General features: G+C 57.4%; 18 protein-coding genes. 6 read left to right on the top strand and 12 right to left on the bottom strand.

Annotated features, from left to right (window positions below):
* Positions 1-84 precede the first annotated feature (84 nt).
* Positions 85-990: an OmpA family protein gene (locus tag BKD70_RS06205; RefSeq protein WP_047274010.1), complete on the top strand. Its 906-nt coding sequence runs from the start codon at positions 85-87 to the stop codon at positions 988-990.
* A gap of 128 nt (positions 991-1118) precedes the next feature.
* Positions 1119-2336, top strand: a complete 1218-nt coding sequence (locus BKD70_RS06200) for an argininosuccinate synthase (protein WP_047274012.1) — start codon at positions 1119-1121, stop codon at positions 2334-2336.
* Between the two features lie 77 nt (positions 2337-2413).
* On the opposite strand, the gene BKD70_RS06195 is transcribed toward BKD70_RS06200, so the two are convergent.
* Entirely contained in the window at positions 2414-3202 is a 789-nt protein-coding gene (locus BKD70_RS06195) for a hypothetical protein (RefSeq protein ID WP_052892204.1), read from the bottom strand.
* A 990-nt stretch (positions 3203-4192) separates the two neighbouring features.
* On the opposite strand from BKD70_RS06195, the gene BKD70_RS06190 reads away from it, so the two are divergent.
* Positions 4193-4819 (top strand): response regulator transcription factor, encoded by a 627-nt coding sequence (locus tag BKD70_RS06190; RefSeq protein WP_047274014.1) that lies wholly within the window; start codon positions 4193-4195, stop codon positions 4817-4819.
* 115 nt (positions 4820-4934) lie between these two features.
* Here the strand turns inward: BKD70_RS06190 and BKD70_RS06185 are convergent, their stop codons facing one another.
* From BKD70_RS06185 to metG, 4 genes are all read right to left on the bottom strand, one after another.
* Positions 4935-5117, bottom strand: coding sequence for a PA3496 family putative envelope integrity protein (locus BKD70_RS06185; RefSeq protein ID WP_047274016.1), 183 nt, complete (start codon positions 5115-5117; stop codon positions 4935-4937).
* A 106-nt stretch (positions 5118-5223) separates the two neighbouring features.
* Positions 5224-5862 carry an endonuclease III gene (nth, locus tag BKD70_RS06180; protein WP_047274018.1) on the bottom strand — a complete coding sequence of 213 codons (639 nt, stop codon included), beginning with the start codon at positions 5860-5862 and terminating at the stop codon, positions 5224-5226.
* A 69-nt stretch (positions 5863-5931) separates the two neighbouring features.
* Entirely contained in the window at positions 5932-6927 is a 996-nt protein-coding gene (gene rsxB, locus BKD70_RS06175) for an electron transport complex subunit RsxB (RefSeq protein WP_047274020.1), read from the bottom strand.
* A 209-nt stretch (positions 6928-7136) separates the two neighbouring features.
* Complete coding sequence (gene metG, locus BKD70_RS06170; protein ID WP_047274022.1) at positions 7137-9188, bottom strand: methionine--tRNA ligase; 2052 nt, start codon at positions 9186-9188, stop codon at positions 7137-7139.
* Between the two features lie 181 nt (positions 9189-9369).
* Between metG and apbC the strand changes: the two genes are divergently transcribed.
* A complete protein-coding gene (gene apbC, locus BKD70_RS06165) occupies positions 9370-10464 on the top strand; it encodes an iron-sulfur cluster carrier protein ApbC (protein ID WP_047274024.1) in 1095 nt (364 codons plus the stop codon).
* 122 nt (positions 10465-10586) lie between these two features.
* Here apbC and BKD70_RS06160 read toward each other — a convergent pair whose 3' ends face one another.
* Positions 10587-10796, bottom strand: a complete 210-nt coding sequence (locus tag BKD70_RS06160) for a cold-shock protein (protein ID WP_002554837.1) — start codon at positions 10794-10796, stop codon at positions 10587-10589.
* 352 nt (positions 10797-11148) lie between these two features.
* On the opposite strand from BKD70_RS06160, the gene dcd reads away from it, so the two are divergent.
* Positions 11149-11715: a dCTP deaminase gene (dcd, locus tag BKD70_RS06155; RefSeq protein ID WP_019411020.1), complete on the top strand. Its 567-nt coding sequence runs from the start codon at positions 11149-11151 to the stop codon at positions 11713-11715.
* Between the two features lie 94 nt (positions 11716-11809).
* Entirely contained in the window at positions 11810-12010 is a 201-nt protein-coding gene (locus BKD70_RS06150; protein ID WP_047274028.1) for a hypothetical protein, read from the top strand.
* An 8-nt stretch (positions 12011-12018) separates the two neighbouring features.
* Here BKD70_RS06150 and pdeM read toward each other — a convergent pair whose 3' ends face one another.
* From pdeM to BKD70_RS06120, 6 genes are all read right to left on the bottom strand, one after another.
* Positions 12019-12675, bottom strand: coding sequence for a ligase-associated DNA damage response endonuclease PdeM (pdeM, locus tag BKD70_RS06145; RefSeq protein WP_047274030.1), 657 nt, complete (start codon positions 12673-12675; stop codon positions 12019-12021).
* A 1-nt stretch (position 12676) separates the two neighbouring features.
* Positions 12677-15169, bottom strand: a complete 2493-nt coding sequence (locus BKD70_RS06140) for a ligase-associated DNA damage response DEXH box helicase (protein WP_047274032.1) — start codon at positions 15167-15169, stop codon at positions 12677-12679.
* Between the two features lie 79 nt (positions 15170-15248).
* Entirely contained in the window at positions 15249-16376 is a 1128-nt protein-coding gene (locus BKD70_RS06135) for a succinylglutamate desuccinylase/aspartoacylase family protein (protein ID WP_047274034.1), read from the bottom strand.
* Positions 16377-16515: 139 nt separating this feature from the next.
* The gene (locus tag BKD70_RS06130) at positions 16516-18171 is read right to left on the bottom strand and encodes an ATP-dependent DNA ligase (protein WP_047274036.1); all 1656 of its coding nucleotides are present in this window, start codon (positions 18169-18171) and stop codon (positions 16516-16518) included.
* Positions 18168-19187 (bottom strand): ligase-associated DNA damage response exonuclease, encoded by a 1020-nt coding sequence (locus tag BKD70_RS06125; protein WP_047274038.1) that lies wholly within the window; start codon positions 19185-19187, stop codon positions 18168-18170. The genes BKD70_RS06130 and BKD70_RS06125 overlap by 4 nt, the downstream gene beginning before the upstream one ends.
* 131 nt (positions 19188-19318) lie before the next feature.
* Entirely contained in the window at positions 19319-21763 is a 2445-nt protein-coding gene (locus tag BKD70_RS06120) for a penicillin acylase family protein (RefSeq protein ID WP_047274040.1), read from the bottom strand.
* Positions 21764-22021: the final 258 nt, after the last annotated feature.

Here is a 22021-nt window from a genome sequence, read left to right as displayed (position 1 = left end):
TTTTGCGGCGCTTAACCGATATCTTTTGAGAATGTCGTCTATCTGTTTGCTGTTTTTTTGCAGTACAAGCCTGTGGAGCCGCCCGTGCGCCAGCGTTATCTAGCCCTACTCAGTATGTTTGCCAGCCTGCCTGCCATGGCCCTGACTTTCCAGACCCGTCTGGAGAATATCGAGTGGAAGGTGGAAGGTGACAAATTCGAGTGCCGTCTGATTCAGCCCATCACGGACTTCGGTTCCGGGGTTTTCGTGCGCCGTGCGGGTGAACAGGCCATTTTTCGCCTGAATGCCTTCAACGCCATGCTCGGTGAGGGTTCTGCCACGTTGCTGGCTGCCGCAGCTCCCTGGCAGCCGGGGCGCGGAGATATCAACCTTGGCTCGGTACGGATTGGTCGGGGTCAGGTGTTGTTCAACAGTTCCCAGGCACAGGCCGCAAGCCTGGTGCGCGGTTTGCTGGAGGGGCGCACTCCCTTGGTCAGGCATTATTCCTCGACCAGCGGAACGTCCGAGGTTCGTTTGCTCCCCGTCAAGTTTCGTCAGGCGTATAGCGATTACGAAGCCTGTACGACCAAACTGTTACCCAAAAACTTTGAACAGGTACGTCAAAGCCAGATCGGTTTTCCGGGGGGAGGGATCGATCTGGACAATCAGGCGCGGGTAAACTTGCAGGTCATGGTGGAATACATGAAGGCAGATCCTTCGGTAAACCACATCACGCTGGATGGGCACTCGGACAACTCCGGCAATCGACTGACCAATCGTGATTTGTCCCGGCGCCGAGCCTTGGCCGTGATGGATTTCTTCAAAGAAAACGGGATTCAAGAGTCGCAAATCACCCTGCGGTTTCACGGAGAACAGTACCCGTTGGTGCGCAATTCCAACGCTGCGAATCGTGCAAAAAATCGCCGTGTCAGCGTGCGGCTTGAACGGGTCCCCGCGCCGGAAAAAACTACTTCCCCTGTAGGCACCACAAACCCTGCAAGCGTCTCTTAAAGCAGTCACCGTCGTCGCGCTATTGAAACTAACTGTCGCTTTGTCGTCTTAAGCTGTCGCGCCTCTGTAATTTCTGCAACTTGAGCGGTAGACTGTTCGGCTTTTCGAACAACCCGTGGAGTGATGGCATGGCGGACGTAAACAAGGTCGTTCTGGCTTATTCGGGCGGCCTGGACACTTCGGTGATCCTGAAGTGGCTGCAGGATACTTATAACTGTGAAGTCGTAACCTTTACCGCTGACCTGGGTCAGGGTGAAGAGGTCGAACCTGCACGTGCCAAGGCGCAAGCCATGGGCGTCAAGGAAATCTATATTGACGACCTGCGCGAAGAGTTTGTTCGAGACTTCGTGTTCCCGATGTTCCGCGCCAATACTGTTTACGAAGGTGAGTACCTGCTGGGTACTTCCATCGCTCGTCCGCTGATTGCCAAACGCCTGATTGAAATCGCCAACGAAACGGGCGCTGATGCCATTTCCCACGGTGCTACCGGTAAAGGTAACGACCAGGTGCGTTTCGAGCTTGGGGCCTACGCACTGAAACCCGGCGTAAAAGTCATTGCGCCGTGGCGTGAATGGGATCTGCTCTCGCGTGAAAAGTTGATGGATTACGCTGAAAAGCATGCAATCCCTATCGAACGTCACGGTAAGAAAAAATCCCCTTACTCCATGGACGCCAACCTGCTTCATATCTCGTACGAAGGCGGTGTGCTGGAAGACACCTGGACCGAGCACGAAGAAGACATGTGGCGCTGGACCAAGTCCCCGGAAGACGCGCCCAACACTCCGACGTATCTGGAACTGACCTATCGCAATGGCGACATCGTGGCGTTGGACGGCGTTGAAATGACGCCTGCGACGGTTTTGGCCACTCTGAACCGCATTGGCGGGGAAAACGGCATTGGCCGTCTGGATATTGTTGAAAACCGCTACGTTGGCATGAAGTCCCGTGGTTGCTACGAAACCCCGGGCGGCACCATCATGCTGCGTGCTCACCGGGCGATAGAGTCGATTACGCTGGACCGCGAAGTGGCGCACTTGAAAGATGAGTTGATGCCTAAATACGCCAGCCTGATTTACACCGGCTACTGGTGGAGCCCGGAGCGCGTTATGTTGCAGCAGATGATTGACGCCTCTCAAGCCCACGTGAATGGTGTTGTTCGTCTAAAACTCTACAAAGGTAATGTCATCGTTACCGGCCGTAAGTCCGATCAATCGTTGTTCGATGCAAATATTGCAACTTTTGAGGAAGATGGCGGTGCTTACAATCAGGCCGATGCAGCTGGTTTTATCAAACTAAACGCACTGCGCATGCGCATTGCAGCGAACAAGGGTCGTAGCTTTTTCTGATTAAGAGCGGCTTTCGAAAAAAGCCCCGGCCACTGGTCGGGGCTTTTTTATGTGAGTGTTTAGGCATGACTATATGTTCAATAGGTTGTGCTCAATGCGTCTGTTTCAGTGTTGTAAGTGAAAATAGTGGTTGTCTCCCATAGCTGAAATTTTTTATAAATCAGGGGGGGTAAAGGGTGTTTGTTTATCAGTGCGTTGACGTGGCTATTGATTAATAGGATAAGCACCTTGTTTTTGTCGGTCGAGTTTCTTGCTGAGGTCATGGTTTCGTAAATTAATGACAGCACTTCTTCAAGTTCATGTTTATTCATCAAGTGTTTGTCCGAACGTGTCAGGTTGGCAACGTGCAACCCCTCTGTTATGGCCCTTCGAAAGGTTTTGTGTTTGGCTGAATCCATTTCTTTATGCCGTTTGCCAGCCTCTGTGAGCGTCTTTTTGGTGCTTTGTTTAAGGTGGGTTTGTTGGGCATGTGTTTGGCTTTGAGGCAGCAGTATGAGGTTGTGCGGGGTGCAAAAGCTAAACCTGATGTCTGGGTGATCGGTTATTTTTTTTGGCGCTGATTTCGAGCGCGCAGGCAGACTGTCATGACATTCTTTGCCTGGTTGTATTGCATGAATGTTGGATTCTAAAAAGTTCTCTTCATTTGAGAAATCCGAGGGCGAGTAGAGCCTTTTGTTATTGAAATTTAAAGTTATAAAGAAAAGTATAACCAGCGCAATCGGGAATGCGACTAAAAACCAAACGTAGATCTCCTGATTCTCCTTGTTGATGTAAGGCAGGGACACGGAGGCTGAGGCTTGCGTCAGTATTGAGAAAATGGCAATCACCGTCAGCGGATTTTTGGTGGTGGGTTTGCTCTTAAGCATAAGGGAACCTATTTGTCTGAAAAGACCTCGATTGATGAAGGAAAGTAAGAGTAGTCGGATGGAGATTGTTTTTCCGATGCTATTAAGAGGTCTTAGGCGTTTTTAATAGTGTGTCTATTTATAAACTTAGACGTGGGGTTTTGAATGTGCAAGTTTAACGTTGTTTGAAGTGGACGATAGTTGATGAATGTTTTGTACCTGGAATTTTTTTGGATGTAGTCCTGATCGCAAGTCGAAGAAGGAGTTTTTACGAGGATTAATCCTTTCTCGCACTGATGTTTTATGCGTCATTGATGTGTCTGCTTTCAGCGTTATGGCGAGTCCTGTAAAAATATGAGTTAAATGATTCTTGCATATTTTTCCGAATGATCTGTAGTACCTTTCCTTAAGTGATAATTTGAAATACTTTCTTGAGAAATAAGAGTAGATTTTGCCGGGTGCGATTAAACGTGTGTGGCGGCACATAAGAGCGTGCTAGTGTGGTTCGCCTGCATAGTTTAAGAATATTTTGTAGTGATATTTATGTGTCTCCACAGTCTTCAGACGAATTTTCATGTCTGTACGTGTTGTCACAACGAATATCATTGATATAAGGTTTGTCACAAGTAAATGAGTGTAAGGCTGTTTTTGAAACGCAGCAGGTGCATGTGTCAATCCACATAAGGGAGGGATCTCAGGAAGTAAATGACATGTATGGTGTTACGTCAAAGTGTCGCTTGCGTAGGTGCGATGGAATTGCAATAAAACACTCGTTTGATTAATCGTGTGTCCGTACATGCTGTGGGATACGGTTTTTATTTCGTGAGGATGTCCACGCTTTGACAAGCGGGAAGCTTTTCTTTAGAGCAGTTTTTTGTAGGGAAAATCGTTATTTTATGTAGGTGATGTCTTTGGCTGTTAGTGCTCGGGGGGGGGCGCTATGCCCAGGGTGTTACGACTAGGCTATTGTGCTGACTCTAAAAATTCGAACAGCGAAAATTGGAATTACCCATGAATAAAGTGCTGATCGTGGATGATCATCCCGTGATCCGTCTTGCTGTACGTATGCTCATGGAACGACATGGCTATGAAGTCGTTGCTGAGACGGATAACGGTGTGGATGCATTACAACTTGCGCGTGAACATGCGCCGGATATTGTGATACTCGACATAGGGATACCTAAGCTGGACGGGCTGGAAGTGATCGCTCGTCTATCAACTCCGGCGCTGCCTGTGAAAGTACTGGTTTTAACTTCACAGGCGCCGGGACATTTTTCCATGCGTTGCATGCAGGCCGGGGCGGCGGGATATGTATGCAAGCAGCAGGATCTGACAGAGTTGCTCAGTGCAATAAAAGCAGTGTTGTCGGGATACAGTTACTTTCCTAACCAAGCATTGCACTCAGTGCGTACCAGTCTCGGCAATGCCAGTGAGGCCGATATGGTTAATCGGTTATCGGGCAGGGAGATGATGGTACTGCAGCAATTAGCGCGAGGGAAAAGTAACAAGGATATTGCCGACGGGATGTTCTTGAGTAACAAGACAGTCAGTACATACAAAACGCGCTTGTTACTGAAACTCAATGCCCGATCCCTGGTTGATCTGATCGAGCTTGCTCAGCGAAACGGCTTGGTGTGAACGACGGCGCCATTACGTTTCACCTTTAGACGGCTATCTCGCGTGTGTAGCGAGATAGCCGTACGCTCTGGCTCCCAGAAAAAAAGCCTCTTTGTGCAGGAGGCTTTCCAGCTGGTCAGAGATCGAAGTCATAGTCCGAAAGCTGCTTCTGGAGTCTTCTTTCTTCCAGAAGATTATCAATGGTTCTGCGTTTGGCGAGATTGGTCTTCGCCACCTCCGGAGCCGGGACGACCTCTTCCTCCTGCTCGTCTGACACAAGCTCTTCGTCTACATCCAGTTCTTCTTTGCCAGTGCTCATTCTGCTCACTCCAGACCAAGACAGCTATTGGCGCCCCTTATAGCGACAAACATCGCCAGGGTAAAAAAGATTTTCTCAATCGATCAGTGAATAAAATCGCTATCGCTCAATCATCAGACGTCTTTTCCTTAAAGTCACACAGGTCTTCTATTCGGCAGCTCCCGCATCTGGGCTTACGTGCTTGGCACACATAGCGCCCATGGAGGATGAGCCAATGGTGCGCATCCAGCAGGTAGGGCTTGGGCACGAACTTCATCAGTTGCTTTTCGACCTCCACCACATTTTTGCCCGGCGCCAAGCCGGTACGGTTGCTTACACGAAAAATATGAGTATCGACGGCCATGGCAACCTGCCTGAACGCGGTGTTGAGCACCACATTCGCCGTTTTGCGGCCGACACCCGGAAGTGCTTCGAGCGCTTCCCGTGTCCGCGGCACTTGGCTGTTATGTCGCTCGATCAGTAACCGGCAAGCCTCAATTACGTTTTTGGCCTTGCTGTTATACAAGCCGATGGTCTTGATGTACTCCGATAAGCCGTCCACTCCCAGAGCGTAGATGGCTTCTGGCGTATTCGCGACCGGAAACAATTTGGCCATAGCCTTGTTGACGCTCACGTCGGTTGCCTGTGCGGACAAAATAACCGCGATCAACAGTTCGAAGGGCGATGAGTAAGCCAGCTCCGTTTTGGGCTCAGGATTGTCTTCGTGGAATCGACGAAATATTTCAAGGCGCTTTGCGGCGTTCATGAGTAGTGGCGTTTCCTGATGGGCTGTCGGTTTATGCGCGGTAGAAAATGTGTATCGAACTGAAAAATATCAAGCGCTAGCGTCGTTCAACGAAATGATCAGCCGTTCTGCCCGATCCGCGGCATCTTTTAATGGCGCCAACTCTTCGGTTGAGCGATTCAGGCTGATGGCTTTGTTCAGCTCTGCCCGGCGCAGTGCCAATTGAATTTTTGCGCGCTTGAGATCGGCGCCCTGATTGCTGGCTGTGGGCGCCAAGGGCTGAGGTGTTTTTTCAAGTGTCGCCAATACCTGTTCGGCAGATTCAAATTGTTGCCCGAGCACGTTGAGTTGGGCTTGCTGTTGCGCTGTAGGAGGGTGGCCAAAGGCTTTGAGTGACTTGTGCAGTTGAGCGCGGGCCATGGCCAGCGTAATTTTGGCCTTTTTAAGCGCCGCTTCATCGCTGCCGGGTGTGCCGGAGATGGATTGCACGTCGGATTCGCGCGTTGTCGGGTGGCCCACCGCAACAGGTTGGGAGCGTGCAGCGCGTGCGGCTAGCCTGATCTCATCTTCACGCTTGAGGCGGGCTTCACGTTGTTCATAACGAAAACGTGCATGTTGCCGTTTTTGTGCGCGGGCTTGGTACTCGTCCGTACGCTGTGCAAGCCCACCAATCACCGCAATGACGTTCTCGGGGAGTGGGCGCATTTCAATGCAGTCTACCGGGCAGGGCGCAACACACAGGTCGCAGCCTGTGCATTCATCCACGATTACGCTGTGCATCAGCTTGGCAGCGCCGAGAATGGCATCAACCGGGCAAGCCTGAATGCATTTGGTGCAGCCGATGCATTCAGCTTCGCGGATGTAGGCAACTTGAGCTGCAGCAGATCCGCGCTCTGCGTCGAGGGCAATGACAGGCACCTGGAGCAACTGTGCGAGGGCATGAAGGGTTTCTTCACCACCAGGAGGGCATTTGTTAATCGCTTCGCCCTGCGCAATCCCTTGTGCATAAGGTTTGCAGCCCGGGTGGCCGCATTTTCCGCACTGGGTTTGCGGCAATAAGGCATCGATCTGTTGTATCAGGCTCATTGTGTGATGTTTCCAACGACAGCAAGCCGTCCGCTGCGCTCATGATCAGGGAATCATCGAAACGGGCTTGGTAGTAACGCGTGAATGTCAGGTCAGTCATGGTCGCCGTCAAGCGAGGGTGCTGATTATCCGACAAGGCAGGAAGGGAGGCTACTGTAGAACGTTCGCTGACGACCCGCAGGTCGTCAGCGAATGTGAGGCGCGGAGTCTTACTTGATGCGTTGACCCGGCTTGGCGCCACTGTCAGGGCTCAGCAGGTAAATTTCTTCACCGCCCGGGCCTGCCGCCATGACCATGCCTTCCGAAATGCCGAAACGCATTTTGCGCGGCTTGAGGTTGGCAATCATCATCGTCAGGCGACCTTCGAGTGCGGCCGGGTCCGGGTAGGCACTTTTGATCCCGGAGAACACGTTGCGCTGTTCGTCGCCGATGTCGAGGGTCAGGCGCAACAATTTGTCGGCACCTTCAACGGCCTCTGCCTTGAGAATCAAGGCCACGCGCAGGTCAACGGCGGCGAAAGCGTCAAAGTCGATCTCGGCTGCCAGAGGTTCATTTACCAGTTCGCCGTTACCTTTTGGGGCGGCGGAGCCAGTGTCGGTCTGGCTCGCAGCCAGGTCTTCTTTCGATGCGTCAGTCATGGCCTGTACTTTTACCGGGTCAATGCGGGTCATCAGTGGTTTGAATGCATTCAACTGATGATTGCTCAGCAGTGTGGTGTGATCGTCCCACGTCAACGGCGACACATTGAGGAATGCCTCTGCATCGGCGGCCAATACCGGCAACACAGGCTTGAGGAAAATGATCAACTGACGGAACAGGTTGATACCCAGTGCGCACACCGCCTGGACTTCGTCCTGTTTACCTTCCTGCTTGGCCATGGCCCATGGGGCTTTTTCGGCAATCCAGGCGTTGGCGCGGTCGGCCAATGCCATGATTTCGCGCATGGCGCGTGCGAAGTCGCGTGCTTCATAGGCTTCGGCAATGCTCGGAGCGGCCGCCAGAAATGCATCGGTCAGCTCAGGTGCTGCGTTGCCTTCAACCAACACGCCCGCATTGCCCTTGTGGACAAAGCCTGCGCAGCGGCTGGCAATGTTCACCACTTTGCCGACCAGGTCAGAGTTGACCTTTTGCACGAAATCTTCGAGGTTGAGGTCCAGGTCGTCGACCCCGCGACCCAGTTTCGAGGCGTAGTAGTAACGCAGGTATTCAGGCGACAGGTGGTCCAGGTACGTGCGGGCCTTGATAAAGGTGCCGCGGGATTTGGACATTTTCTGGCCGTTGACCGTCAGATAGCCGTGCACGTTGATGGCCGTTGGCTTGCGATAACCTGCGCCTTCGAGCATGGCGGGCCAGAACAGGGCGTGGAAGTTCACGATGTCCTTGCCGATGAAGTGATACAGCTCGGCGGTGGAGTCTTTGGCCCAGTAGGCGTCGAAATCCAGATCAGGACGGCGTGCGCAGAGGTTCTTGAAACTGGCCATGTAGCCGATGGGTGCATCCAGCCACACATAGAAATATTTGCCGGGCTCATCGGGGATTTCAAAACCGAAGTAGGGCGCATCGCGTGAGATGTCCCACTGTTGCAGACCCGCATCGAGCCATTCGGCAATTTTGTTTGCGACGGCATCTTGCAAGGCACCGCTTCGGGTCCAGCTTTTGAGCATGGCGTCGAAGTCTGGCAGCTTGAAGAAGAAGTGTTGCGACTCTTTGAGAACCGGCGTGGCACCGGAAATCGCTGATTTCGGGTTCTTGAGATCCGTAGGTGCGTAGGTGGCACCACATTTTTCGCAGTTGTCGCCGTATTGATCTTCAGTGCCGCATTTCGGGCAGGTGCCCTTGATGAAGCGGTCGGCCAGGAACATTTTCTTTTCCGGGTCGAAGTACTGAGTAATTGAGCGAGTTGCGATATGGCCCGCTTCGCGCAGCTTGATGTAGATCGCACTCGACAGCTCACGGTTTTCTTCGGCGTGGGTCGAGTGGAAATTATCGAAGTCAACGAGGAAGTCGGCAAAGTCGGCGCTGTGTTCAGCCTGGACGTTGGCGATCAGTTGCTCTGGCGTGATGCCTTCTTTTTCAGCGCGCAACATGATTGCCGAGCCGTGGGCGTCGTCTGCGCAAACATACGTGCATTGGTTGCCGCGTTGCTTCTGGAAGCGCACCCACATATCGGTCTGGATGTACTCAAGCATATGGCCAAGGTGGATTGAACCATTGGCATAGGGCAGGGCGCTGGTGACGAGGATCTTGCGTGGCTCGGACATGGGGCTCGGCTACTTGATGAGACGGTGGTCGGCCACTATAAAGCGCCGGGCGATATATTTCACCCCGTGGACACGTATCTGAGGGTTTATGGTGGTTTCAAGGCTTTTAAAAGCCTGCTTTGGTCGCTTCAGAAGGTTAGGATAGCGGCCTGTTTTAATCAGATCTTTTCGGGAGTTGCCCATGAGCGCCGTCAATCGCGCAGCGGTGGAGGCTGTCCTTCGCCAGTACACCGACCCTTACTTGAATCAGGACCCTGTGTCTGCCGGCTGCGTCCGTCATGTCGATGTCCAGGGCGATCGCGTCAGCGTGCAACTGGAATTGGGCTACGCCGCCGGTCTGTTCAAAAATGGCTGGGCGCAGATGCTGCAAATGGCCATTGAAAACATGGATGGCGTGTCAGTTGCCAAGGTTGAGGTCAACTGCGTGATTGCAGCGCACAAGGCCCAGGCGCAAATCCCGGGGCTGGCCAATGTAAAAAACATTGTGGCGGTGGCCTCGGGCAAGGGGGGCGTGGGCAAATCCACCACGGCCGCAAACCTTGCGTTGGCACTGGCGCGCGAAGGTGCGCGTGTCGGTATTCTGGATGCCGACATTTATGGGCCGAGCCAGGGGGTAATGTTTGGTATCCCGGAAGGTACACGGCCGAAGATCCGTGACCAGAAATGGTTTGTGCCGATTGAGGCCCACGGCGTTGAAGTGATGTCCATGGCCTTTTTGACCGATGACAACACGCCGATGGTGTGGCGCGGGCCGATGGTGTCTGGCGCGCTGTTGCAACTGGTGACGCAGACGGCCTGGAATGATCTGGACTACTTGGTGATTGATATGCCGCCGGGCACCGGGGACATCCAGCTGACCCTGGCGCAGAAAGTTCCGGTCACCGGGTCTGTCGTGGTGACCACGCCTCAAGACCTGGCATTGCTGGATGCGCGTAAAGGTGTCGAAATGTTCCGCAAGGTCAATATCCCGGTATTGGGGGTTGTCGAGAACATGGCGGTCCACATCTGCTCCAATTGCGGTCACGCGGAGCATCTGTTCGGCGAGGGTGGGGGTGAGAAGCTCGCGACGCAATATGGTGTTGAGGTGTTGGCCTCACTGCCACTGTCGATGGCCATTCGCGAGCAGGCGGACAGCGGCAAGCCGACGGCGATTGCCGAACCCGACAGCCAGATCGCAATGATTTATCAAGAATTGGCCCGGCATGTGGGTGCACGCATCGTCTTGCACGAAGCCGCATCACAAGCCATGCCGACCATCACCACCAGCGACGATTGAAATTCGGCAGCGGGGGCGGGCTGGCTCGCCCCCTCTTGAAGTCCGGGGCGCGTGTTGCTTTTACGGCAGGCATAAAAAAACCCCGCTTTTGAGGGCGGGGTTTTTTACTGGATCAGTACAAGTTAGATAACTTGAACTTCCTCAGCTTGCATGCCTTTCTGACCGCGAGTAGCGATGAAAGAAACCTGTTGGCCTTCTTTCAGGCTTTTGAAGCCGTCGGATTGGATTGCTTTGAAGTGAACAAACAGGTCGTCACCGGATTGTGGAGTGATGAAGCCGAAGCCTTTTTCATCGTTGAACCACTTAACGGTACCAGTTTGGCGATTAGACATGGTGTAACTCCTTGGACAAAGATAACTGCGACTCAGGAAAAGCCCTGGCCGAGACTGAGTGCAAAGAGCAGGAAAAATTCTTGGAGATGGTTGGATCGAAATTCAACATCGTGTAGAGATTCTCAGTGACACAAGCAACACAGTGGCGCCACCTTAACCCTTTTTCAGGAACGTGCAAAGGGTCTTTGCGAAGGTTTCTCTAAAAACGTGACTGGCGGTTGGCCTCACAGCCTGTATTCCCGGTCGCTACAGCTATTTTCAATAAATCTGTCTCAGGCTTTTGAACCTGACACCTCGCCCCGGTAAGATGCCGAACAGAATTTTTCCACCTCGCTATTCAGGACACCCCGCCATGAGCATCAAATCAGACAAGTGGATCCGCCGCATGGCGCAAGAGCACGGCATGATCGAACCCTTCGTTGAGCGCCAGGTGCGTGGCGAAGGCGCCGACCGTCTGATCTCCTATGGTGTGTCGAGCTACGGTTATGACGTGCGCTGCGCGAACGAATTCAAGGTGTTCACCAACATCAACTCCGCCACCGTCGATCCGAAAAACTTCGATGAAGGCAGCTTTGTCGATGTCACCAGTGATGTGTGCATCATCCCGCCCAACTCATTCGCGCTGGCGCGCACCGTCGAGTACTTCCGTATTCCGCGCAACGTGCTGACGATCTGCCTGGGTAAAAGCACGTACGCCCGCTGCGGCATCATCGTCAACGTGACGCCGCTTGAGCCGGAGTGGGAAGGCCACGTGACGCTGGAGTTCTCCAACACCACGACCTTGCCGGCGAAAATCTACGCCAATGAAGGCGTCGCACAGATGCTGTTCTTCGAATCCGACGAGGAATGCGAAGTCTCCTACAAGGACCGTGGCGGTAAATATCAGGGCCAACGTGGCGTGACCTTGCCGCGTACCTGACGAACCGAGGGAATTCCTGAGCGGAAATACACTCTACTGGGTGTATTTCCGGTGATGCACCCAGCGCGCCGGATCCACGCTCAGGAGTGCCCCTATGAAGATTGATCCGAGTATCCGCGCCCAACTGGCCAGCCTTGAACCGAATCAGGTCGGTATGTTGGCCTGGTCGCTGCTCGCACACCCTCCGATGCAAGCAGGCGGCATCCCCGGCCAGCCTGACCCCGATACCCCGCAACCCACTGAACCGGGCGTCCCGACAATTCCGGACGAGCCACCGCCTGCGCCAGTGGCGTGAATATTCAGTCAGTCATGCGTCAGTGGCCACACGCCTTCATCTGCTACCAGATACAGGCGCGTACCGGGCGCAGGGCTGACGTTCATCCCCCCTGTGAATGCACCGAACGCCGGTAGCAAACTGATCCTTGGGCCGAGACAGAAACAGGGCGCACGTACGCTTTGCCGACCTTTACCGCGCAAGCGGAAAGTGGGATGCACATGGCCGGCCAGTACATGGTGAGTGGCATGGGGCTGCGGCTCATGCTGCAGGGCAAAGGGCCCCACCAACCACGGTTCGGCTACCACCTCAATCTTCAACGCCTCAGGCGGATCCCCGGCACGCCGGTCGTGGTTGCCCCTGATCAACCTCATAGACACATCAGCATGCGCCTCGCGCCACGTGCCAATGGCCGCCAAGGTGTTGAGCGCGTGGGATTCGGGTGCGTGCAGGAAGTCCCCCAGAAAAATCACCTCTGTGCAGGGATAACGCCGCATTAATCGATTCAGTACATCGATATTGGTTTGAGTCGTGCCGGTCGGCACCGGCTGGCCCAGTTTTCGATAGGCTGCCGCTTTGCCGAAGTGCGCGTCAGCAATCAACAGGGTGTGTCGGCGCGGCCAATAGATGGCCTTTTCTGCCAACAGCCATAGCTCTTCACCCGCCAGTTCAACCACCACTTTCATGCTATTTCGTTCCTTTCAGGACAGCGGCTTCCAGGTCCTTGACCATGCGTGCGATACGATCCGCCAGTTTTTCAGAGCTGAGGCTTTCACGAAAACGCTCCACCAACAGCGGGAACGCGAACGGAGTCGCCCGTTGGATGGCATGCACGTCGAGCGTCAGTGCGCGCATGTCACTCAAGGTCTGTTCCAGGCGCTGAATATCCAACTCCTGGCGCAATACTTCCTCCTGGGCTTGGGTCAACAACAGATTGTTGGCGTCGTATTGCTTGAAGACCTCAAAAAACAGGCCACTGGAGGCTTGAACCTGGCGCGTGCTTTTCTGCGCGCCGGGGTAACCGCCAAACACCAGTCCCGAAATACGCGCTATTTCCCTAAAACGCCGTAGGGCCAGTTCACCGGCATTGAGGCTGGCAAGAATGTCTTCCAGCAAGTGGGCTTCATCAAACAGGCCCGCCTTGAGCAGGGACGCCCAGTCCACCGCGGTCGCACTGAGCAGTTCAAAACCATAGTCATTCACCGCGATCGAGAACGTCAGCGGTTGCTGTTGACTGATCCTCCAGGCCAACAGGCTGGCCAGCCCCAGGTGCACCTGCCTCCCGGCAAAGGGATACAGGAACAGGTGCCACCCTTCACGGGATTTAAGGGTTTCGGCTAGCAGCGTGTGGGTGCCGGGCAGGGCCGACCACGCCTGTTGCACCTCCAGCAAGGGCTTGATCGCCTGCATTTCCGGGCCTGTGAACTGACCCTGGCGAGCGGCATCCAGTTGCGCGACAACCGCATGCGCCAACTCGCTGGAGAGCGGCATGCGCCCACCGTTCCAGCGCGGCACGGCGGCTTTTTTGCCCGAGGTACGTTTGACGTACGCCACCATGTTTTCGACGCGCACCAATTCCAGCAAGCGCCCGCCGAACAGAAAACCGTCACCCGGTTTGAGCCGTGCAATAAACCCTTCTTCGACACTGCCCAGCGATTGCCCGCCGCCGCCTTTGCGCCAGTACTTCAATTGGATACTGGCGTCACTGACGATGGTGCCGATGCTCATGCGGTGGCGTCGGGCCAGGCGTGCGCTGGGGACTTTCCACACGCCGTCGGCATCGGGTTCGACACGCTGGTAGTCCGGGTATGCGGTCAGCGAGTCGCCGCCATGATGGACAAACGCCAGCGCCCAGCGCCATTGAGCCTCGCTCAGGTCGCGATAAGCCCAGGTGCTGCGCACTTCGTCCAGCAACTCATCAGGCGTGAAGCCACCGGCCAACGCCATACTGACCAGATGTTGCACCAACACATCCAGCGGGCAGTGGGGCGATTCGCGGGGTTCAATCAAACGGGCGGCCACGGCGGCTTTGGCGGCAGCGGCTTCAACCAGCTCCAGGCTGTGGGTCGGCACCAGCGTCACACGCGAAGGTCGCCCCGGCGCATGACCCGAGCGACCCGCACGTTGCATCAAGCGGGCGATGCCTTTGACCGAGCCGATTTGCAGCACCCGCTCAACCGGTAAAAAATCCACCCCAAGATCCAGACTCGACGTACAAACCACCGCTTTGAGCGTGCCTTCCTTAAGGCTGCGCTCAACCCAGTCCCGCACGCCTCGGGCCAAGGAGCCGTGATGCAGGGCAATCAATCCGGCCCAGTCGGGACGGGCTTCCAGCAACGCTTGATACCAAATCTCGGATTGCGCGCGGGTATTGGTGAAAATCAGGCAACTGGCGCTGCTGTCCACTTCGGCCACTACCGCGGGCAGCATGCGCAGTCCGATATGCCCGGCCCAGGGAAAGCGTTCGATGGAGGGCGGCAGCAGGGTGTCGACCTGTAAATCCTTGATGACGTTGCCTTGGACACTGGCGCCCCCGCCTTGCGGCAATAGCACATCCTGGGCGTGGGCCTGATTGCCGAGGGTTGCAGAAATACCCCACACGATCAGTTGTGGATTCCACTTGCGCAATCGTGCCAACGCCAATTGCAGTTGCACCCCGCGCTTGTTGCCAATCAACTCGTGCCACTCATCCACCACCAGCATGCGCAGGTTGGACATCTGTGCCTTTGCGTCGGCACGGGTCAGCAGCAAGGTCAGGCTCTCGGGGGTGGTCACCAGCGCACTGGGCAGGCGTCGACCCTGTCGGGCGCGTTCGCTGCTGCTGGTGTCGCCCGTGCGCAGGCCAACGTTCCACGGAATGTCCAGCTCTGCCAGCGGTGCATCCAGCGCTCGCGCAGTGTCCGCTGCCAGCGCGCGCATGGGGGTGATCCACAGGACCGTCAGCGGTGCACTGGCCGGTTTGCGTGATTTGGGCGGGGTCAGCGGTTTGGCTGGCGCGGCACGGGCAAAGCGGTTGAGGGCTGCAAACCACACCGCATAGGTTTTGCCGGCGCCGGTACTGGCATGCAGCAGACCGGACTCACCGCGCTTGACCGCCGCCCAGACCTTTTTCTGAAAAGCGAACGGCACCCACTGTCGAGCACTGAACCACTGTTTCGCGAAGTTATTGGAGTCAGCCATACGCGCGGGCAATGCTCTGAGGGGGCTTGATTCAGAGACCGCGAGCGCTGCCGGTTAGTGCCAAAAATTGTCGCTCGCCTCAAGGCGACAGCAGGTACTCGCTGCGGTGCTCCCCGGCCCCCGCCACATGCGCGATGACCATGCCGGCCGTGGCCATGCGCCGTAACGAACGGGCGTACAACACGCCTTGCGTGGCGCTGTAAATGGGCGTGACGCGGTCGCTGAGCGGGTCAATGACCTGGGCGATCAGTTGGCCGTCGCGCAGTCTCTCGCCCGGGCGGGCGCAAAACACCAGCAGCCCCCCGACGGGCGTCGTCACCGGTTCAACCCCGGCCAGCGGCGTAGCGGGGCACAACAACGCGGGGGCAGGTGGCGGGTCGCCAGCAATGGCCCCCAGGTCGATCAAATAATCAAGCAACGCCTCACAGTCGGCCTTGGCCATGGGGTGGTTGACGTCATGCTGACCGCGCAACTCAACGGTGACTGACACACAACCTTGGGGGATGGCGGCGACGTGCCCGAAGCGTTGCTTGAGCTCCCACCACAAAAGCGTCAGGCATTCGTCGAAGGACAGTCCGCCTGAATCGGTGGCCAGCAGGCTTGCCTGTGCGCCGATGCGACGCGCCAACGGTTCGACACGGGGCCAGGCATCGGGGGTGGTGTAAAGGTGAGGGACGGCTTCGAAATCGCAATGCAGGTCCAGCACGATATCGGCATCGCAGGCCAACGTTTGCAAGGTCAGGCGCTGAGATTGCAGCGCGGTCACGGGCACGTGCTGAGCGAGGGTTTCACGCAAATGATGGCGAATCAGATGCAGGTTATGAGTGGGGTCATCGGTTAAAAGCCCTTCAACGGCATCCCCTATTTCAAGGCTTAAATCGAGAAACAGGCGATTGAAATTCTGCCCGCTTTCCAATTCAAAGCGGCCCAGGGGGACGTCCATCAGCACTTGTTCCAGGCCAGCGGGGTTGGCCATCGGCACGATCACGATTTCACTGCGCAACCGGCCCTCGCTTTCCAGCTCGGTCAGCCGCTGCTTGAGGTGCCACGCCACCAGCATGCCCGGCAGTTCATCCGCGTGCAGCGCGGCCTGAATGTAGACCTTGCCCTGCGGCTGCTCAGGGCCATAGTGAAAACTATGAAGCTGGCGTTCACTGCCGGGCACGGGGGCCAGCAAGGTGTGAGTTTGATGTCGCTCTGTTCGCATGCAAAAGTCCCGATGAGCCAGGTCAGGGAGCGCCAGCCTGCAGCGTTCCGGCCAATGAGGTCACACAGGTCCGAATAATGGCAGCGATGCTGGCTCGCGAAAAGCACCCCTACCGCGTTTCCCGCACAGGCGTTGGCCTTTAGCCCAGCAAGGCTTGCAGGGTTTCAAGGCTGTCGGCCTCAGCCACGGGTTTGTCCTGTCGCCAACGCAACATGCGCGGAAAGCGCACGGCGATCCCGCTTTTATGGCGTTTTGACAGAGCAATGCCTTCAAACCCCAGCTCGAACACCAGGCTGGGGGTCACACTGCTGACCGGGCCGAACTTCTCGACAGTGGTCTTACGCACGATCGCGTCGACTTTGCGCATTTCTTCGTCGGTTAACCCTGAATAAGCCTTGGCGAAGGGCACCAATTGACGATCCGATTTTTCCGGCGGTCCGTCCCATACGGCAAAGGTGTAATCGCTGTAGAGGCTGGCACGCCGACCATGCCCGCGTTGGGCGTAGATGAGCACGGCGTCGACACTGAACGGGTCGACTTTCCATTTCCACCACACGCCCACGTCCTTGGTGCGCCCGACGCCGTAGTGCGCCGTGCGCGCTTTGAGCATCATCCCTTCCACGCCCAAGGCCCGAGACGCGGTGCGTTGTTGTGCCAAGTCCGACCAGTCGCGCCCTTGCAATAGGGGGGATAGCTGCAACGCGGGCTGGTTGGCCTGATCCACGGCGGCTTCCAGTTGCGCCCGCCGGTAGTGTTGCGGGTGCTGGCGCCAATCCTGGCCTTGCCACTCCAACAGGTCGTAGGCAAGCAGCACCACCGGAATTTCTTGAAGGATCTTTTTACTCAGCGTCTTGCGGCCAATACGTTGCTGCAACAAGGCGAATGGCTGCACGCGGGGCCCGGCTTGCGGCGCGTGATTCCAGACCACAATCTCGCCATCGATGACGCTCCCGTCCGGGAGGGCAGCGCCCATTTCCAGCAGCTCCGGGAAGCGCTCGCTGATTAACTCTTCGCCCCGCGACCACAGCCATACTTGCCCGTCGCGTTTGACCAGTTGGGCGCGGATACCGTCCCACTTCCATTCCACTTGCCACTCGGTAGGCGGCCCCAGTTGGGCCTCGAATTGCTCGACCGGCAGTTGCAGCGGGTGCGCGAGAAAGAACGGATAAGGTTGCCCGCCCCGTTGCGCGTGTTCATCGGCTGACGGTTCGGCGATCAGTTTCAGGTAGTCGGCCGCAGAAGGCTTGCGCGACAACTCGGTATAACCCACCAGCCGCTGGGCCACGCGCTTGCTGTCGACCCCGGCCAGGGCCGCGAGGGCGCGGGTCACCAGCAGTTTGGAGACGCCCACGCGGAAACTGCCGGTAATCAACTTGATGCAGACCATCAGGCTTTGTTGATCGAGTTGCGCCCACAGGGCCGGGAGGCGCTGCGCCAAGTCTTCTGGCGACGCTCCGCGCAGCGGTAACAGATGATGCTCAATCCAGTCAGCGAGCCCGGCCTCGCTGCTGTGCAGGGATTCAGGCAACAGCAGCGACAGGGTTTCGGCCAGATCGCCGACGGCTTGGTAGCTTTCTTCAAACAACCATTCAGGCAGGGCGGCCTGTTGCATGCCAATCTCGCGCAATACACGGCTGGGCACCAGTTGGCGCGGGCGTCCGCCTGCCAAAAAGTACACCGCCCAAGCGGCATCGGCGGGCTGGGCCTGGCTGAAATAGTCTTGCAGCGCGGCCAGTTTGGCGTTGCTGGAGGTGGTGGCGTCGAGTCGACCATAGAGCTGCGCGAAGGCCTTCATGAGGCGGGCTCCAGCGGGGGCGTTGCTTCTTCGTCATCGCCGTATTCGGTGACAAACCCTTGGGCATCCAGGCCCTTTTCCCGCAGAAACCGCACCAGCGTGCCGATCGAGCCATGGGTCACCATGACCCGTTCGGCGCCGGTTTGCTCGATGGCCCACAACAATCCGGGCCAGTCGGCGTGGTCGGACAGAATAAATCCGCGGTCCACCCCCCGGCGTCGCCTCGGGCCGCGCAGGCGCATCCAGCCGCTGGCGAAGGCATCGCTGTAATCGCCAAAGCGGCGCATCCAGGTGCTGCCGCCCGAAGAGGGAGGCGCGAGGATCAAGGCCTGTCGTAGCAAGGGGTCGGTCTTTTTGAGGTCCCCGGCGTACAGGGTTTCGGGGATGTAAATGCCCGCGTCGCGGTACACCCGGTTCAGCGGCTCCACCGACCCGTGGGTCACGATCGGGCCGATACTGGTGTCGATCCCGTGCAAAATGCGCTGCGCTTTGCCGAAGGCATAACAGAACAGCACGCTGGCTTTGCCCACGCGCTGATTGGCACGCCACCACTGATTGATTTCGGCAAAAATCTGCGCTTGCGGCTGCCAGCGGTAAATGGGCACGCCGAAGGTCGATTCAGTGATGAACGTGTGACAGCGCACGGGCTCGAACGGCGCGCAGGTGCCGTCGGGCTCCACTTTGTAATCGCCGGAGGCCACCCACACTTCACCTTTGTACGCCAGCCGAACCTGCGCCGAGCCCAGCACATGGCCCGCCGGGTGAAAGCTGAGGGTGACGCCGTGGTGTTTCAGGGGCTGACCGTAGGCCAGAGTTTGCAGGCTGATGTCTTGGCCAAGCCGTGCACGCAAGATGCCCGCGCCAGGTTCGGCGGCCAGGTAATGGGTGTTGCCCGTGCGCGCATGGTCGCCATGGCCGTGGGTAATCACCGAGCGTTCGACAGGGCGCCACGGGTCGATATAAAAATCCCCGGGCGGGCAGTACAAACCTTCAGGTCGCGCGATAACTAGGTCCATGGGCATGCCGTGGCAATGGGCTTGTTATGTAGGAGGCGAGGGCAGGGCGGGAAGTTCGAAAAAGGTGCGGGGCTGACACGGCCGCGCAAGGTGAGTTCTATGAACGCGCCCTGCGCGGCAGTCTGAGGGGGTTACCTGCCCGGTGTCAGCGTCAGGCGGGTGTTGCCGTACACCTTGTCGAAATGTTGCGGTTGCATCGGGAAGCTCACGTACTGCCCTTTGAGCCACGGATCGATGCCGTCGGCGTAATGCGGGCTGGCCGGGTTGCTGGATTGCCCGCTGCTGTTCTGCGCCATCATCGGCTCGGGTTGCCCGAAATCGACGATCATGCGCATGGCCGGGATCAGCGTGGTGTCGAAGTTCGAATCCCCCAGGCGATACGCGGCCATGTTCAGCGTGGTGTGATCCCCGCCCGCTGCAATCGGCCCGCGCACGGTCTGGCCCTGGGCATTGCGCCACACGTAATGGTGCAACGTGCCCCATTGCCAGGCCTTGTGATCGCTGCCCATCAGGCGTTCACCCGCATCGACGGCCGCCACCAGGCTGCGGGCCAAGACGGCCGGTTTGTCGCGCTGTTGCCCATTGCGGGCGTCACTCCAGAACGGGCTGTCTTCGCGGCTCAGCAAGTGATCGGCCTGAGCCGAGTACGACAGGTTGCCGTTGCTGATAAACGCCTTCCAGCTGGCGCTGTTTTCGGGGCCAAGGGCGTCGAGGAACGTCACTTGCGTACTGGCCTGCAGGAACAATTCATACAGCGCCGCGTCGGCGGAGGTCGCATTGAGCTTGCCGTCAAAGGCCAGCAACCGGCTCAGGGCCTCGCGGGCTTTGGACTGGTCGGCAGCGGGCAGCGCAGCAATGGCTTGTTTCAGGGGCTGCGCCATACCGGGAGCGGTGAGCATGGCCTTGAGTTTGGGGGCGAACAGGGTGACCTGGTCGTACTGCATGGCGATCAGGCTGCGCGCGTCCTGTTTGCCGCTGCCGGCCAATTGCGCGAGGCGCTCGCTGCGCTCAGGTGACAGCCACGAGTTTGACAGTTGCATGCCGTAGCCAAAGGCCGCCGTGCGCTGGTTGGCCGTGCCGAGCCAGCCCTGAGCCGGGTCTTGATCGTAAGGGTGCAGCATGGCGTCGGCATAACCGTCCCAGTCGTAGCGACTGTCCCAGCCCGGCGACGGGATCAGGCCCAGCCCTTCGCGGCGGTTGGGGTACAGACCGGTCACTTGCCAGCCAATGTGCCGGGCGTCGGCATACAGCAAATTGAGCGCGACCGAACGGATTTCACGGCTGGCGTCGGAGGCGGCTTCGCTGGTTTGCGCCCGGGACAGGTTGAAAAACGCATCCAGCGTGCTGTCACCCTTGAAGTCCGGCAGTTGCAGGGCCAGGCCCAAGTGACTGTTGAGCGGGTTGTTGAGCAGCGGCCCGTGGCGGGTTTCATACACCGCTTCACGCACCGGGCGCTGCCCCTTAATGAAGAACGTTTCGTTGCGCACGCTGGCGGGCAACCATTTGCCGTTGGACAGGTAATACAGACGATTACCCTCGCGCTTGAGCTTCTCGACAAACACGTCCTGATTGTCGCCCATGGCCATGCTCATGCCCCACGCCACGTTGCCGTTGAAACCGGCAAACAGGGTCGGCAGCCCGGCAATCGTGGCCCCGGCAGCCTGGTACTTGGGCGCGCGGATCTGCACGTAGCTCCAGGCCGAAGGGATGCCGATGGGCTGATGAATGTCGTTGGCCAACAGGCTTTTGCCCGACCGGCTACGTGACGGGCCAATCGCCCAGTCACTGGACGCCGTCACCCCCGGCAGACTCATGTGCGTGACCTGTTCAAGGGCTTGCGTCACGCTGTCCAGCCCTTGTAACTGAGTGCCAAGGTTCAAGCCCTTGAGCTTGTCGGCCTCGCTGGTGGGCAACGCTTCACCGGGGTAGGTCGGCATCAGCCAGGCCAGTTTGTCGCTGCCCACTTTCTGCGCCAGCACCAGCGCATTCAACTCTTCTTGCAGGTTGGTCGACATGCCGAAGCTCAGCAGGCTGTACACCAGGGCCGAATCTTCGGGTTTCCAGTACTCGGCCTTGTAGCCTGCCCGGGCCAAATCTTCGGGCAACTTGTCGCGGTAGCGGAACAGGTAAGCGTTGACGCCCCGCGCATACACTTCAAAGAATTTTTTCAGGCGCGGCGATGCACTTTTGTACAGCTCACTGGCGTTTTTCTTCAGGTTGATGCTGCGCATCAGGCGGTCGGTGGGCAGGGCATCGGCGCCGTCCAGCTCGGCCAGACGGCCCTGAGCGAGCAAGCGCAGGCGCACCATTTGGCTGATGCGGTCGCTGGCGTGAACATAGCCCAGGGTGAACAGCGCGTCATGGAAACTGCTGCTTTCAATCAGCGGCATGCCTTGCGCGTTACGGCGCACCGACACGTTCTGCGCCAGCCCTTTGAGCGGTTGCACACCCGACGTCGGCACAAGGCTTTGTGAGGCGTGGTTGTTCATCTGGCAACCGGTCAGGCTCAACACGCCGACCACTGCCGCGGCAACGCCGAACCGGGGTAAAAAATGAATGAAGGCTGGCGAGGCCATGGCAAAGCTCCTGCGAAGGGGGGATGTCATCGAAAGGCGCTACGTTAGTGACGCGCACGGGGGCACGCAAGGGCTATCTGGCGAAAAGCCGAGGCGCTGCAGACCGCCGATTCACGCAGACTGAGCGTTGAGGATTTGCAGGGCATAGCAGGGCGGGAGCCGCGTGAATGGGCGAGTGCTGTCTGATCGAGACCGAACGGCGCGAGGCGCGACTCGCCGCCTCGCGTGATCGGCCTGCAGCGCCAGCGTTATGACGCT

The sequence above is a fragment of the Pseudomonas sp. BS-2016 genome, assembly GCF_001806145.1.
Lineage (GTDB): Bacteria > Pseudomonadota > Gammaproteobacteria > Pseudomonadales > Pseudomonadaceae > Aquipseudomonas > Aquipseudomonas lundensis.
Note: the sequence above shows the minus strand (reverse complement) of the source record. Positions and strands in the feature narration are given on the sequence as shown.